The organism is Marinovum algicola (assembly GCF_900109145.1).
GTDB lineage: Bacteria > Pseudomonadota > Alphaproteobacteria > Rhodobacterales > Rhodobacteraceae > Marinovum > Marinovum algicola.
Map to the genome: position 1 here is coordinate 1 of NZ_FNYY01000019.1, position 13,971 is coordinate 13,971.

Genomic DNA, 13,971 nt, shown 5'->3' on the forward strand with positions numbered 1-13,971 from the left:
CTCGGCTCATGATTTTGCGAGTTTTTTGAGGGTAATTTTGAATGTGTTTTCGTCCGGGTCGGTGAAGTAGAGGTCGGCGTCGTAGCCCTGGTCGTCCATGAAGTTGAAGATGCGTTTGGGTTCGGAGCGCCGGTAGGGCACCAGCAGGGTGGCGATGCGGTGGCGTCTGGCGGCGGGGTATGTCGCGTGCAGGCAGGTGCTTTCGGGCAGGCCGGCGTAATCGGCCGGGTCGACGCCGGGGAAGCCGGTGACCTGGCTGAGTTCGGGCTTGCCGGCCTCGGACCAGACCACCTGGCCGTAGAAGCCCGCCGTCTCGCCGGTCATGCGGAAGGAGGTCCGGCCGAGGTCGTAGGGCTGGTTGGCATGCAGCAGCCAGTCGATGGTGACGGCTGCGTCGGCATCGACGCTGTCGACGATGACGAAGTAGCTGCCGTTCACGAAGTAGACTTCGCGGCCGGCGCGGGTGACCTCGGGCGAGAGGCTCTGATAGGCGGCGGTGGCGTCGCCGTGGATGTAGATGTGGTCGTCGCGCTGCTCGGCGGCGAGGATCGTGCCGGTTGCGGCCATGGCGCGGGCCTTGTCCTTGTCGGCATATTGGCCCTTGCCATTGATCAGGATGGCGTTTTTCGACCGGGTCTGGCGCCGCCAGTTGCGGTGCATCGATGAGTTGAAGGCGACGTAATAGCCCGATTGCACCGCCAGGTCCTCGCCGAAGGCGGCCAGGCAGAAGGCGTTCTGGTCGCCGTGGCTGTGGCTGATCGAGCCGAACGTGCTGCTTTTGAACACGAACTGGATATGGCGGTCGGGGTCGGCCATCTCGTGCTGGATGCCGACCCAGCCGATGCCCTTGAAGTGGCGCATGCCCGAGGGCGGATCCGTAGCTTCGACCAGGGGGAAGTCGGTGAGATAGGTCAGCTCGTCAAAATGGGTGTCCCACCAGCCCCAGTTGTAGAAGGCGCCCTCGGTGCCGGGGTTCAGCCGGGCCAGCTCCTCATGGTACCATTGATAGGCGCCATTGCCGGTGACGCCGGCGTATTGCCGCAGGTTGATGCCGGTCTTGATGCAGGGCAGATCGCCCTGGGTGCTGTCGTCGCCGAAGGTGGCGCGGCGGGTGTTCGGCGCCTTGCAATAGAGCGGGAAGTCGCCGGTGTTGCGGAAGAAGGGGCGCTGGTAGAGGTCGATGCCGGCAAAGCTCTTCAGCCGGTTGGCGGCCTCGATCAGATAGGCCATGCCCATCATCCAGTAGTTGGTGCCCTCGGCCCAGCCGCCATCGGCATCGCCCCAGGGCGAATAGACCGTGGCGAGGAACTCGATGCAGTAGTTCAGCCAGTCGCGGGCCTCGCCGCTGCCGTTCTCGCCCTCGTCCTCGCCCAAGAGCGCGATACAGGCCGGCACCAGGGTCAGCGAGACCGAGCGCACCGCATGGCTGTCATAGGGAAAGAGGTGGATCTTGGCGTTGAGGATGGCGTGTTCGGCAATGTCGCGGGTGCGTTCGTGCAGCGCGTCGCGCACCAGCCTGCGCTCGTCGTCGGAGAGCTGGTCGTAAAGCCAGTCGTAGCCCCAGGCCAGGGCATTGGTGACGCGGTAGGCCCATTCGTCGGTATAGGCACGGCTGGTCACCCCCATCGGATCCCAGGAAGCCACCTCCAGCAGCCAGTCCCTGGCGCGGTCGAGCATCGCCTGGTCGCCGGTCACCTGGCCGCCGATGGCGAGGTGACGGATGGCATAGATCACCTCCTGCAACTCGATGTAGGTCTGGCGCCAGACCGGCGCGGTGCGCTGGTGGCCGGGATAGCCCGCCGGCTCGCGGGTGATCTCGCGGTCCATCCAGGGCAGGACGGATTTCTCGTAGAAGCGCGCCCAGGTGCAATGGTCGGGATCGGCCTTCACCGCCTTGCGGAAGGTCTCGAGCCGGGCGGCGTCGAGCCAGAGCCGCGGGTGGCTTTCGGGGGCCTCGGCAAAGCGGCTGGCGCGGCCGGGCAGCGGGGTTTCCGGCAAGCCCTCGGCCAGGGTGAACTGCCGGGTGGCGCTCCAGCCGGTGACCGGCTGGCCCTCGGCGTCGCAGACCGCATAGGCCCAGTGCCAGGTGCCGGGCTCGAGCACCCGGTCGGGGGTGAAGAAGTTGAGCGGCACCGGCCCGTGGGTTCGGGTCTCGGCGGCGGGAAAGGCCGGGTCCTGCGACAGGCGCAGCAGATAGAGCGCCTCGTCTTCGATCACCGGCAGCCAGGTGAAGCGCGGCGGGTTCTCGACGATCGGGGTCTCCGCGTCGGGCGCATACTGGATCGTCAGGCGGCCGGTTCTGGGTTCGTCGAGCGTGGGGGCGGTGGCGCCGGGCATCGGGATATCCTGTTGCTTGCGGGGAAGATTCGGGGAGCCTGCGGCCGGCGACGGCCGCAGGCGGGTCTGTCCGGGGGGCTCTGGCCTAGCCGCCGTACTGGCGCTCGTAGGCCGAGTTCATCACCTCGAGCACCTCCTCGTAACCCATCTTGTTCAGGGTCTCGATGTAGCTGTCCCAGTCCTCCTGGATGTCGCCGGAGCCGAGAATCCAGGCCTGCTGGCGCTCCAGCATGTAGGTCTGGATCGAGGGGAAGTACCGGTCGTAGACCTCCTGCTCCTCCTTGTTGAAGGCGACGCCCAGGAACTGCTCGATCAGCAGGTCCTCGGTGTCATAGAGCTCGATGCCCTTGCGCGCGCTGTCGCGGGTCCATTGCCATTCGTAGCGGTAGTCCTGCGGGTAGCCGCGATAGACCTGCGCGCCCTCGAGATACATCTGGCTGTTGACCGGCTGGCCCGAGCTCAGCACCTCGTCCTTGTAGACCGGCGCGCCGTCGATCATGTCCCAGGTCTTGCCCTCGACGCCGAAGTTGGCGAGCAGCGCCCCTTCTTCCGAGAACCAGTAGTCGAAGTACTTGATGGTCTCGACCGGATGGTCGTTGGAATAGGAGATCGCCCAGCCGTCGGGCTTCATCGGGATGCGGCGGTTTTCCTCGATGCGCACGCCCGAGACCGATTTCGGCGGCAGGAAGGGGATGAAGTTGAAGCCTTCGACCTTGTCTTCCAGCGCCACGTTGTAACCCGAGGTGGAAGCGAACCAGTCGTGCGTCATGCCGCCCAGGTTCTCGCCCAGCAGATAGTCGCGCGCCGAGGAGCCGCGGGTGAAGACCTCGGGGTCGATCAGGCCTTCCTCGTACCATTGCGCGATATTGGCCAGACCGTCGCGATAGGCCTCCTGGGCGTAAGGATGCACCACGCGGCCGTCCTTGACGTAGAACTGGTGATAGACATCCGCCCCGGTCGAACGCGCATCCCAGAGCGTCAGCAGCCGCAGCACCTCTTCCCAGTCGCGCACGAAGAAGGGGATCTCGTCCTGCACGCCGTTGCCGTTGGGGTCCTGATCGCGGAAGGCCACCAGCACGTCGTAGAGTTCTTCCACGTTGTCGGGCGCCTCCAGCCCCAGCGCGTCGAGCCAGTCCTGGCGGACGAACCAGGCGCGGGCGTATTTGCCGTCCGGCAGATAGGGGATGTAATAGACATTGCCGTCATAGGCCTTGATCGCATCCCAGATCTCGGGATGGTCGTCGAACCAGGCCTTGATGTTGGGCGCATGGTCCTCGACCAGATCGTTGAGCGGCACGAAGGCGCCCTCGGGGCCGTACTGGTTGACCGGCTGCTTGATCAGGTTGCCGCCGACGATGTCGGGCAGATCGCCGGTGGCGAGCAGCAGGTTCATCGCCTCGTTGTTGTCCTTGGTGTTGCGGCCCGAGGTCTGGTCGATCAGGTGGATATTGGTTTTCTCGCGGGCCACTTCCTCGACCGGGTAGAGCTTCGAGGTGTCGCCGCCGGGGCCATAGCCCTGGGCGCGCGGCCAATGCATGTGGATCGTCAGCTCGAGCGGCTCCTCGGTGATCGGCAGATGGCTTTCGGCAGACGCCGGCACGGCGATGGCCGCCGTCAAGGCCGTCGTCGCCAGCATGGTCAGTGACAGGTTTCGCATGGTGTCCTCCCTTTATGCGAATTCATTCGGTCTTCGGTTGCCAGGCCCTCGGGAGGGCCTCGGGCGTTCGCGCCCGGACAGGGCTCCGCCGGAGCCCTGTCCGGGCGCCGCTCACTCCTTCACCCCGCCGAGCAGGATGCCCTTGGAGAAGTATTTCTGCAGGAAGGGGTAGATCATCAGGATCGGGATGATCGAACAGACGATGATCGCCGCGGTCACGGTCTCGACCGAATAGGCCGCGGTCAGCAGCGAGGTGGCGAACTCCTCGTCGTCCGAGAGCTCGACGATCACCTTGCGCAGATAGACCTGGAGCGGGATCTTGTCCTCGTCCTGGAGCAGCACCATGGCCCAGAAGAAGCCGTTCCAGCGCGACACGATGCAGAACAGCGCCACGGTGGCGATCGCCGGCTTGGAAAGCGGCACATAGACCTTCCACAGCACCTGGAACTCGTTGGCGCCGTCCATCCGCGCGGCCTCTTCGAAGCTCCGCGGAATGCCCTCGAAGAAGTTGCGCAGCAGGATGATGTTGAAGCCGTTGACCGCAAAGCCGATGATGATGCCGAAGTAGCTGTCGAGCAGGCCCAGATCGCGCATGTTCAGGAAGAACGGAATGAGGCCGGCGTTGAACCACATGGTGAAGGCCACCACCAGGTTCCAGAACCGCCGGCCGTAGAGCTGCGGCTTGGACAGCGCATAGGCGCCGGGGATGATGAAGGCCAGGCTCATCAGCGTGCCGCCGATGGTGTAGATGAAGGTGTTGGCGTAAGACGACCAGAACAGCGGCTCGGAGAGCACCTGCTTGTAGGCCTCCAGCGTGAAGCCCACCGGGGTCAGGATGACATTGCCGGCGCGGGCCTCGAAGCCGGTGCTCATCGACATCGAGGCGATGTAGATGAAGGGATAGAGCGTCGAGATGGTGAACAGGCCGATCAGCACCATGTTGACGATGACAAAGAGCCTGTCGCCGCGCGAATAGAGGTTCATGTTGGTCATGTCCGGTCCTCCCTTACCAGAGCGAGGTGCGCGAATAGCGCTTGGAGATCGTGTTCGCCGTCATCACCAGCACGAAGGCCACCACCGCGTTGAACAGGCCCGCGGCCGCCGCCAGATCGTATTGCCCGCCCTGGATGCCCTGGCGGTAGATGAAGGTATTGACCACATCCGCCGTCTCGTAGGTCGCCGGCTGATAGAGCAGGATGATCATCTCGAAGCTGATCTCGAGCATGTTGCCGATGCGGATGATCAGCATGATGATGATCGTCGGCAGGATCGAGGGAATGGTGATCTTCCACATCATCTGCCAGCGGCTGGCACCATCGACCACGGCCGATTCATACAGCGTCGGCGAGACCCCGGCGATGGCCGCCAGATAGACGATCGACTGGAAGCCCGCCTCCTGCCAGATGCCGGTGCCGACAAAGATCGGCCGGAACCATTCGGGCTTGGTCAGGAAGTAGATCGGCTCCACCCCGATCCAGCCGAGGAAGGTGTTGACGATGCCCGCGGAGGGGCTGAAGGCGGTGATCACGATGCCGGCGATGATCACGCTCGAGATGAAGTGCGGCAGATAGACGATGGTCTGCGCCGTCTTCTTGAAGCTCTGCTTGAGGATCTCGTTGAACATCAGCGCCAGGATGATCGGCATCGGAAAGCCGAAGAGCAGCCCGTAGAAGGAGATGATGATGGTGTTCTTCAGCGCCCGCAGGAACTGGTCGTTGCCGAACAGCGTCTGGAAGTGCTCGAAGCCGATCCAGGGGCTGGCCGCCACGCCGCGGAAGATCGAGTAATCCTTGAAGGCGATCTGAAGCCCGTACATCGGCTTGTAGAGAAAGACCGCCAGCCACAGGATGGTCGGGATCAGCATGACATAGAGCTGCCATTCCCGGCGCAGGTGGTCGCCCACCCTCTGGATGCGGCTCGGCCGGCGCGCGCGCCGCGCCTCGGAGGCGTCGAAGATCAGCTCTTCGGTCGCCGGGCCGGCGGCGCCGGTGAAGTTGGGATCGTTGCTCATTGTTCCAGCACCTGCCCGGGCAGCGTCCGGCCGGTCTCGGCGTCGAAGACCTTGATCAGATGCGGCGCGATGGTGAAGCCCGAGATGCCGTCGAGGATGTGCATCTGGCCCACCGTCTCGGTGCGGATGACAAAGGGCTCGCCCTGCAGGCTGGCATGGATCAGCGCCTCCGAGCCCAGGGTCTCGACCAGATCGACATCGAGGCCGACCCGGGTCGGGTCGGAGGCCCCGGCGACCGCGACGAACTCGGGCCGGATGCCGAGAATGACCGTCTGGCCGACCGCGTTCTGCAACGACGGGATCGGTTGCAGCTGGATGCGCTGGCCGTCGAACTCGGCCACCGGGCCGCGATCGCCGGCCACCACCTGCGCGCGGATCATGTTCATCGGCGGCGAGCCGAGAAAGCCCGCGACAAAGGTGTTGGCCGGGTTCAGGAAGAGCTCCATCGGGCTGCCGATCTGCTCGATCCGCCCGTCGTGCATGACCACGATGCGATCGGCCAGGGTCATCGCCTCGACCTGGTCGTGGGTGACATAGATCGAGGTCGCGCCGAGCCGCTTGTGCAGCCGCTTGATCTCGGCCCGCATCTGGGTGCGCAGCTTGGCGTCGAGGTTCGACAGCGGCTCGTCGAACAGGAAGACCTTGGGCCGGCGCACGATGGCACGGCCCATGGCGACCCGCTGGCGCTGGCCGCCCGAGAGATCCGCCGGCCGCCGCTCGAGATAGGGCGTGAGCCCGAGGATGCCGCCGACCTCATCGACCGAGGCGGCGATGTGGTCCTTGCTTTCCTTGCGGATGCGCAGCCCGAAGGCGATGTTGTCGGCGACGTTGAGATGCGGGTAGAGCGCGTAGTTCTGGAACACCATCGCCACGTCGCGATCCTTCGGCGCCACCCGGTTCACATGCCGGCCGTCGATCGTCAGATCGCCGTCGCTGATCTCTTCCAGCCCGGCGATCATCCGCAGCGTCGTCGACTTGCCGCAGCCCGAGGGCCCGACCAGCACGACAAACTCCTTCTCCGCCACCTCGAGGTCGATGCCATGCACCACCTGCACCGCGCCATAGGCCTTGACGATGCCCTCCAAACGAACTCCCGACATGTCCTCTCCTCCGTTAAAGTTGCCGGCGCCCGGCCCCCGCCGGTCCCGCCTGTGCGGATGCCGCCCCCAATCAGTTGCATGGCGGTGCGATTCGGGGCTAACTTAAGACTGGTATACTAGTAACAAATCTGGAATACTAGTATGAAGTTCGGCAGGGCGCCCGCCAGACCCCCCAAGGGGCCCGGCGCGCCGGCGCCGCAGCCACAGCCATCAGGGGGCAGCCGCCGGCCCCGCACAGGGAGACCCGAGGGATGCCACACAGCCTGTCCAGCGACCGGCGCACCGCCGTCGACGAGATCTTCGACCACCTGCGCGCCGAGATCGACGCCCTGCGCCTGCGCCCCGGCGACCGCATCTCCGAGGCCGAGATCGCCGCCCGCTTCGGCGTCTCGCGCCAGCCGGTGCGCGATGCCTTCACCCGGCTGGCCAATCTCGACCTGCTGCTGATCCGGCCGCAGCGCGCCACCGAGGTGAAGCGGTTCTCGGCCCGCGAGATCGAGAAGTCGCGCTTTGTCCGCGCCGCCGTCGAGGCCGAGGTGCTGCGCCGCGCCGCCCTGGCCGCCGCCGAGACCCAGGCCGCCGCCCGCCAGGCCCTGACCCAGGAACTCTCCCGCCAGCGCGCCGCCCTCGCCGCCGGCGACGCCCATGGCTTCAGCGCCCTCGACTACGCCTTCCACCGCGCCCTCTGCACCATCGCCGGCGCCGCCTTCGCCTTCGAGGTGATCGCCGCCGAAAAGGCCAAGGTCGACCGCCTCTGCCTGCTCGGCCTCGCCAAACAGGACCGCATGCCCCAGCTCCTCGCCGACCACGAAGCCATCGCAACCGCCATCCTCCAAGGAGACCCCGAAACCGCCGTCGCCAACGGAATGAAACACCTCAAAAGACTCGACTCCACCCTCGAAAAAATAACCAAAGACAACGCTTCATACTTCGAAAATGAAAAGTGACAGGGGCCCTGCCGCCCCTGCCGTCTCCCCCCTGACCCTTGCCGCCAGGGCGCCCCGCGCGCCCGCCGCCCCATAGCGACCGCCCACCCGGGCCGTCGCGAACCCATGGACCCAGTCACGATGACCCATTTCCCCCTGACGAGGGACATTCCCTCGACGCGCGCGGTGTTCAACCTCGCCTGGCCGCTGACCTTCAAGGCGATCATGCTGCATGGCATCGTCGTCATCGACGCCTGGCTCGTCTCGTCGCTGGGCGAGCCGGCGGTGGCGGTGCTGGGCCTCTCGGCCTCGATCGCCGGTCTGCTGCTCGGGCTGATCGTCGCCTTTTCAAATGCCACCCAGATCCGCATCGCCCAGGCCTTCGGCTCCGGCGACCGGGTGTTCCTGAAATCCGCCCTGCTGGCCGGGCTGACAATCAATGTCTCGGTGATCCTCGCAGGCCTCGCCGTGCTGGCCCTCGCCGCCGGCCCCGCCATCGAGGCCCTCGCACATGACGCCTGGATCGCGGATCAGGCGCGGCGCTATCTCTCGGTCTTCGCCGTGGTGATCCTGGCCGAGGCGGTGGGCCAATGCCTGACCGGATTTTTCAACGGCTGCGGCGACACCCGTCTGCCGGCGCTGAGCTATGGCCTCGCCGTGCCGGTCAACATCGCCACCAGCGTCATCCTGATCCACGGCCATTTTGGCGCCCCGGCGCTCGGCGTGCTCGGCGCGGCACTCGGCAGCGCCCTGGCCTCCATGGTGCAGGTCGGCTTTCTCGCCGTCGTGCTGCTCAGAACCCGCCGTGACCTGCTGCGCACACCGGGATGGCGCAACGGCAGCTTTTCCGCATCACTCCGGCGGCATCTGGTCTTTGCCCTGCCGATCGCCGCTACCTTCGCCAGCGCCACCATCGCGCTGCATGTCTGCGGGCTGATCTATGCCACCTTGCCGGTCAACCAGTTCGCGGCGATGACGATCATCATGCCCTGGGTCCAGGTCGCCGGCACCGTCGGCATGTGCTGGGCCCAGGCCACCGGCATCATGGTGGGCCAGATGCTGGGCCGCCAGACCCCGCCCGAGGATCTCGAGGTCTTTCTTGCCGCCGCATGGCGCGTGGCGCTGCTGGCCGCGGCCCTGGTCGCCACCTTCTACGCCGGGGTCATCCTGGCCAGCCCCTGGCTCTACGCCGATCTGTCCCGCGAAACCCAGATGACGCTGCTCGGCTTCCTGCCGATCCTGCTGGTACTGCCCTTCCCCAAGGGCTCCAACGCGATCTGCGGCAACACCCTGCGCGCCGGCGGCGACACGGTCTATGTGATGCATATCTTCATCTGGTCGCAATGGCTCTTCCGGGTGCCGGCGACCGCCGTCATGGTTCTCTGGCTCGACCTGCCGGTGATCTGGATCTTCTCGCTGCTGCTGCTCGAGGAGCTGGTGAAATTCCCGCCCTTCCATCTGCGGCTGCTGAAAGGCACATGGAAGACCGCCCCGCCGGAGCCCTGAGAATCGGGCCTTCAGGCCCCTCGCAAAACGCGAAAAGCCCTGACAAACAGGGGCTTTTTCGTCACCGTCTTTCTCGCGAGAGAGAATTGGTGCGGTCGAGAAGACTCGAACTTCCACGGGAGTTACCCCACAGCGACCTCAACGCTGCGCGTCTACCAATTCCGCCACGACCGCACTTTGAACTGGTGGGCGGGGTTTAGCCAATAGCCCGGACAATGCCAAGAGCGAAAACCGCCCCCCGGCACTTTTTTTCCCACCGCCGCCAAAGCCCCCTTCCTGCCGCTTCCTCTTGCCGAAAATACCCTCGGGGGAGTCGCCAAAGGCGACGGGGGCAGCGCACCCGACACCGCTTTCCGCTTCCCCCTCCCGCGCCGCCGGTGTACCTCATCCGCATGGTAGAATGGATCATCTCCGACGGGCTGACCGAATACGACGCCGCGGTCGCCTTCATGGAAGCCCGCGCGTCCGCCATTGCCGCGGGCCGCGAGGACGAGGCCGTCTGGCTGGTCGAACATCCGCCGCTCTACACCGCCGGCACCTCTGCCAGGATCGAGGATCTGACCGATCCCGACCGCTTCCCGGTGCATCCCAGCAAGCGCGGCGGCCAGTATACCTATCACGGGCCGGGGCAGCGGGTGGCCTATGTCATGCTGGATGTCGGCCGGCGCGGCCGCGACGTGCGCCGTTTCGTGCATCAGCTCGAGTCCTGGGTGATCGCCACCCTCGCCGCCTTCAACGTCAAGGGCGAGATTCGCGACGGCCGCGTCGGGGTCTGGGTCGCGCGCGGCGACAAGCCGCTGACCGCGACCGGCGAGCCACAGGAAGACAAGATCGCCGCCATCGGCATCCGCCTGCGCAAATGGGTGAGCTTTCACGGCGTCTCGATCAACGTCGAGCCGGATCTCGAGCATTTCTCCGGCATCGTCCCCTGCGGCATCACCGACCACGGGGTCACCAGCCTGGTCGATCTCGGGCTGCCCGTCACCATGGCCGACCTCGATGTCGCGCTGCGCAGCCAGTTCGACGCGGTCTTCGGCGAGATCGACTGATCCCGACCCGCGCCATCACCGGGCCGGGCGCCCGCTGGCTTTTCCGACCATCCGCCGGGCCGCAGCTCAGCTCACGAAGTCGCGCCATTCACCGCATATCCGCCCCCCTGTGCCCGACTGCGCAGCATCAGTTCTGGCGTCGCATGAAAACGCGCCGGGGTGGTGATAGATGTCACTGGCCCGCGCGCATTTCGCTTTCTGCACATCGGGCCATCTGCATCATCGGGCTGGAACCAAATCGCCTTCCCAACCGTTTCGCCCCGTAAGCACCGCCCGAGGTACCCCCGTGGCCCGTCGTCTGTTTCACTGTCCCAGCTGCGCCCATCGCCTGCGCTTTGGCGCGCCGGTCTGTGGCAATTGCTTTCAACCCACCCCGATCTGGAACCGCAGGCTGCCCTATTGGCTGGCGGCGCTGGTGATTCCCCTGCTCGGGCTCATCGTCGTCGCCAGCTAGAGCGTCGCCAGCCAGGCGCCACCGGCGAAGCCACGCCCCCCGCGACACTTTTTCTTGATCTAGGTCAATCTGACCCGTTGCCGATCCCGGGCGTGCATTCTAGAACCGGTCCGAGAGTCCGGGCGCCGGCTATGGTGCATGCGCCCATGTTTTGTCTAGCAGGAGGCACGAGACATGGCTGACGCCGCCATTCACGGCCACGAGCATGAGGATCAGCGCGGTTTCTTCACCCGCTGGTTCATGTCCACCAACCACAAAGATATCGGGATCCTGTATCTCATCGTCTCTGCGTTTGCGGGCTTCATCTCGGTGGCCTTCACCGTTTACATGCGTCTGGAGCTCATGGAGCCCGGCGTGCAGTTCATGTGCATGGAAGGCGCCCGGCTGATTGCCTCGGACGCGGTCTGTACCCCGAACGGCCACCTCTGGAACGTGCTGATCACCGGCCACGGCATCCTGATGATGTTCTTCGTGGTCATCCCCGCCCTCTTCGGCGGGTTCGGCAACTACTTCATGCCGTTGCAGATCGGCGCGCCCGACATGGCGTTCCCGCGGATGAACAACCTGTCCTTCTGGCTTTATGTCGCCGGCACCACCCTGGCCGTCTCCTCGGTCCTGGCCCCGGGCGGCAACGACCAGCTTGGCTCCGGCGTGGGCTGGGTGCTCTATCCGCCGCTCTCGACCAACGAAGGCGGGTTGTCGATGGACCTGGCGATCTTTGCGGTGCACGTCTCTGGTGCCAGCTCGATCCTCGGCGCGATCAACATGATCACCACCTTCCTGAACATGCGCGCCCCGGGCATGACGCTCTTCAAGGTGCCGCTGTTCTCCTGGGCGATCTTCGTCACCGCCTGGCTGATCCTGCTCTCGCTGCCGGTTCTGGCAGGCGCGATCACCATGCTGCTGACCGACCGCAACTTCGGCACCACCTTCTTCGACCCCGCCGGCGGCGGTGACCCGATCCTCTACCAGCACATCCTGTGGTTCTTCGGTCACCCGGAAGTCTACATCGTGATCCTGCCGGGCTTCGGCATCGTCAGCCACGTGATCGCGACCTTCTCGCGCAAGCCGGTCTTCGGTTACTTGCCGATGGTCTGGGCGATCATCGCGATCGGCGCGCTGGGCTTTGTCGTCTGGGCACACCACATGTACACCGTCGGCATGTCGCTGACCCAACAGAGCTACTTCATGCTGGCGACCATGGTGATCGCGGTGCCGACCGGCGTGAAGATCTTCTCCTGGATCGCAACGATGTGGGGCGGCTCGATCGAGTTCAAGGCGCCGATGCTCTTTGCCATGGGCTTCCTGTTCCTGTTCACCGTTGGCGGCGTGACCGGCATCGTGCTGAGCCAGGCAGCGGTCGACCGGGCCTATCACGACACCTATTACGTCGTGGCGCACTTCCACTACGTGATGAGCTTGGGCGCGGTGTTCTGCATCTTTGCCGGCATGTACTTCTGGTTCGCCAAGATGACCGGCCGCCAGTACAACGAGAAGCTGGCCCAGGTGCACTTCTGGATGTTCTTCATCGGTGCCAACCTGACCTTCTTCCCGCAGCACTTCCTCGGCCGTCAGGGCATGCCGCGCCGCTACATCGACTACCCGGAGGCATTCGCCACCTGGAACTGGTGGTCGTCGATCGGTGCGTTCATCTCCTTCGCCTCGTTCCTGCTGTTCTTCTACATCGTCGGCCAGGCCCTCCTGCGCGGCGCCAAGGAGACCCGCGACAACTACTGGAACGAATTCGCGGATACGCTGGAATGGACGCTGCCGACCCCGCCGCCGGAGCACACCTTCGAAATCCTGCCCAAGCAGGAAGACTGGGACAAGCATCCGGCGCATTGATCGCGCCAGACAGAAACAGGAAAAGGCCCGCGCATTGCGCGGGCCTTTTTCATGCGCCGGTTGAAAGCGGTCGGAAGTGTGACCGGTCACACAGGTTGACGTTGGGTCACGCACTATGCTGCAACTGCATTATTGCCGCAAAGGACTTTGCCATGACCCGCCTTCTCACCCTGCTCGCCGCCGGCTTTCTGGCCAGCGCGACACCCCCGCCCGCACAGGCTTTCGGTGCCGGCACTCTGCCCCTTCTGACCTTTCCCTCGGACCCGCGGCCGCAGGGCGACACCCCCACCCGGGGCCCCTGCCTGCTCTGCCCGAAAACGGCCGGCTGACCCAAACGCGTTTTCCGGTTTTCTCCAGAACCGGGCGGGCAGTGGTTGGCGCTGTGACCTGTCTCACAGGGGCGCCGATGATTTCATGCCAGCCTGACGCGGGGGCGCCGCAAGGCGCTCTTGCTGGCGGACCCCCCAAGGATCGCCAGCCGGGGCCGCGGTGCGCGACCATCCCCTGGCTCGCTTCCCGTGCGCCCGGCCCCGTCCTGCGGCGATATTTCAGTCGACGCCGGCCCGGCCGACTCCTATATACTTCCTATGCCCTATCGATGGTTGCCAAGCCCCTCTCCGAACGAGGCCGAACTGCGCCTCTGGCCGCATGAATCGCTGCCACCCCGGGGCTATGCGGCGTTTCTCCTGGCCACCTTCACCCTCGCCACGATCCCGCTCTATACGGTGCTCGGCACGGTGCTGCTCTGGGGACTGCTGCCGTTCCTGTTGCTGGCGCTCGGCGGGCTGTGGTACGCGCTCGACCGCAACCACCGCGATTGCCAGCTGCTCGAGGTGCTGCGCCTGACGCCCGAGACGGTATCGCTTACCCGCCACAACCCCAATGGCCCGGATCAGAACTGGGCCTGCAACGCCTATTGGACCCGGCCGCACCTGCATGCCGACGGCGGCCCGGTGCCCAATTACGTCACCCTCACCGGCTGCGGCCGCGAGGTCGAGATCGGCGCCTTCCTGTCCGAAGACGAACGCATGGCCCTATTCCAGGACCTCAGCCGGCAATTGCCCCCGGCGCGCCGCTGATCCCGAC

The 13,971-nt window shown here is 65.4% G+C and carries 12 protein-coding genes and 1 tRNA gene; 7 read left to right on the top strand and 6 right to left on the bottom strand.

Annotated features, from left to right (window positions below; all coding sequences use genetic code 11):
* Window positions 1-6: 6 nt before the first annotated feature.
* The 5 genes from BMW90_RS19985 to BMW90_RS20005 form a co-directional block, all read right to left on the bottom strand.
* Window positions 7-2,337, bottom strand: a complete 2,331-nt coding sequence (locus BMW90_RS19985; protein ID WP_074836623.1) for a DUF4962 domain-containing protein — start codon at window positions 2,335-2,337, stop codon at window positions 7-9.
* An 85-nt stretch (window positions 2,338-2,422) separates the two neighbouring features.
* Window positions 2,423-3,994 carry an extracellular solute-binding protein gene (locus tag BMW90_RS19990; RefSeq protein ID WP_244526490.1) on the bottom strand — a complete coding sequence of 524 codons (1,572 nt, stop codon included), beginning with the start codon at window positions 3,992-3,994 and terminating at the stop codon, window positions 2,423-2,425.
* Window positions 3,995-4,105: 111 nt separating this feature from the next.
* Window positions 4,106-4,987 (bottom strand): carbohydrate ABC transporter permease, encoded by an 882-nt coding sequence (locus tag BMW90_RS19995; RefSeq protein WP_048532123.1) that lies wholly within the window; start codon window positions 4,985-4,987, stop codon window positions 4,106-4,108.
* Window positions 4,988-5,000: 13 nt separating this feature from the next.
* Window positions 5,001-6,005: an ABC transporter permease gene (locus BMW90_RS20000; RefSeq protein WP_082154489.1), complete on the bottom strand. Its 1,005-nt coding sequence runs from the start codon at window positions 6,003-6,005 to the stop codon at window positions 5,001-5,003.
* Complete coding sequence (locus BMW90_RS20005; RefSeq protein ID WP_048532124.1) at window positions 6,002-7,105, bottom strand: ABC transporter ATP-binding protein; 1,104 nt, start codon at window positions 7,103-7,105, stop codon at window positions 6,002-6,004. Before BMW90_RS20005 ends, BMW90_RS20000 begins: the two co-directional genes overlap by 4 nt.
* Window positions 7,106-7,356: 251 nt before the next feature.
* Here BMW90_RS20005 and BMW90_RS20010 point away from each other — a divergent pair, with 251 nt between their 5' ends.
* Together BMW90_RS20010 and BMW90_RS20015 are read left to right on the top strand one after the other, a co-directional pair.
* Window positions 7,357-8,052: a GntR family transcriptional regulator gene (locus BMW90_RS20010; protein WP_074836622.1), complete on the top strand. Its 696-nt coding sequence runs from the start codon at window positions 7,357-7,359 to the stop codon at window positions 8,050-8,052.
* Window positions 8,053-8,172: 120 nt separating this feature from the next.
* Entirely contained in the window at window positions 8,173-9,537 is a 1,365-nt protein-coding gene (locus BMW90_RS20015; protein ID WP_074838500.1) for an MATE family efflux transporter, read from the top strand.
* A gap of 87 nt (window positions 9,538-9,624) precedes the next feature.
* Here BMW90_RS20015 and BMW90_RS20020 read toward each other — a convergent pair.
* Window positions 9,625-9,711 (bottom strand) — tRNA-Leu (locus BMW90_RS20020).
* A gap of 218 nt (window positions 9,712-9,929) precedes the next feature.
* Between BMW90_RS20020 and lipB the strand changes: the two genes are divergently transcribed.
* The 5 genes from lipB to BMW90_RS20035 all read left to right on the top strand — a co-directional run bounded on the left by lipB (window position 9,930) and on the right by BMW90_RS20035 (window position 13,964).
* Window positions 9,930-10,586 (top strand): lipoyl(octanoyl) transferase LipB, encoded by a 657-nt coding sequence (lipB, locus tag BMW90_RS20025; protein ID WP_074838503.1) that lies wholly within the window; start codon window positions 9,930-9,932, stop codon window positions 10,584-10,586.
* Window positions 10,587-10,872: 286 nt separating this feature from the next.
* Window positions 10,873-11,040, top strand: a complete 168-nt coding sequence (locus tag BMW90_RS26770) for a hypothetical protein (RefSeq protein WP_170850590.1) — start codon at window positions 10,873-10,875, stop codon at window positions 11,038-11,040.
* A 174-nt stretch (window positions 11,041-11,214) separates the two neighbouring features.
* Complete coding sequence (ctaD, locus tag BMW90_RS20030) at window positions 11,215-12,885, top strand: cytochrome c oxidase subunit I (RefSeq protein WP_048532128.1); 1,671 nt, start codon at window positions 11,215-11,217, stop codon at window positions 12,883-12,885.
* Between the two features lie 152 nt (window positions 12,886-13,037).
* Window positions 13,038-13,214, top strand: a complete 177-nt coding sequence (locus BMW90_RS26775) for a hypothetical protein (RefSeq protein ID WP_158499034.1) — start codon at window positions 13,038-13,040, stop codon at window positions 13,212-13,214.
* Between the two features lie 258 nt (window positions 13,215-13,472).
* Window positions 13,473-13,964, top strand: coding sequence for a DUF2244 domain-containing protein (locus tag BMW90_RS20035; protein WP_074838505.1), 492 nt, complete (start codon window positions 13,473-13,475; stop codon window positions 13,962-13,964).
* Window positions 13,965-13,971 lie beyond the last annotated feature (7 nt).

Bases quoted from the DNA above. Each gene is read 5' to 3' on its own strand.
- BMW90_RS20015 (WP_074838500.1), top strand. From the start codon at position 8,173: ATGACCCATTTCCCCCTGACGAGGGACATTCCCTCGACGCGCGCGGTG.
- BMW90_RS20005 (WP_048532124.1), bottom strand. From the start codon at position 7,105: ATGTCGGGAGTTCGTTTGGAGGGCATCGTCAAGGCCTATGGCGCGGTG.
- lipB (WP_074838503.1), top strand. From the start codon at position 9,930: ATGGTAGAATGGATCATCTCCGACGGGCTGACCGAATACGACGCCGCG.
- BMW90_RS20000 (WP_082154489.1), bottom strand. From the start codon at position 6,005: ATGAGCAACGATCCCAACTTCACCGGCGCCGCCGGCCCGGCGACCGAA.
- BMW90_RS20010 (WP_074836622.1), top strand. From the start codon at position 7,357: ATGCCACACAGCCTGTCCAGCGACCGGCGCACCGCCGTCGACGAGATC.
- BMW90_RS19985 (WP_074836623.1), bottom strand. From the start codon at position 2,337: ATGCCCGGCGCCACCGCCCCCACGCTCGACGAACCCAGAACCGGCCGC.
- BMW90_RS19995 (WP_048532123.1), bottom strand. From the start codon at position 4,987: ATGACCAACATGAACCTCTATTCGCGCGGCGACAGGCTCTTTGTCATC.
- ctaD (WP_048532128.1), top strand. From the start codon at position 11,215: ATGGCTGACGCCGCCATTCACGGCCACGAGCATGAGGATCAGCGCGGT.
- BMW90_RS20035 (WP_074838505.1), top strand. From the start codon at position 13,473: ATGCCCTATCGATGGTTGCCAAGCCCCTCTCCGAACGAGGCCGAACTG.
- BMW90_RS26775 (WP_158499034.1), top strand. From the start codon at position 13,038: ATGACCCGCCTTCTCACCCTGCTCGCCGCCGGCTTTCTGGCCAGCGCG.
- BMW90_RS19990 (WP_244526490.1), bottom strand. From the start codon at position 3,994: ATGCGAAACCTGTCACTGACCATGCTGGCGACGACGGCCTTGACGGCG.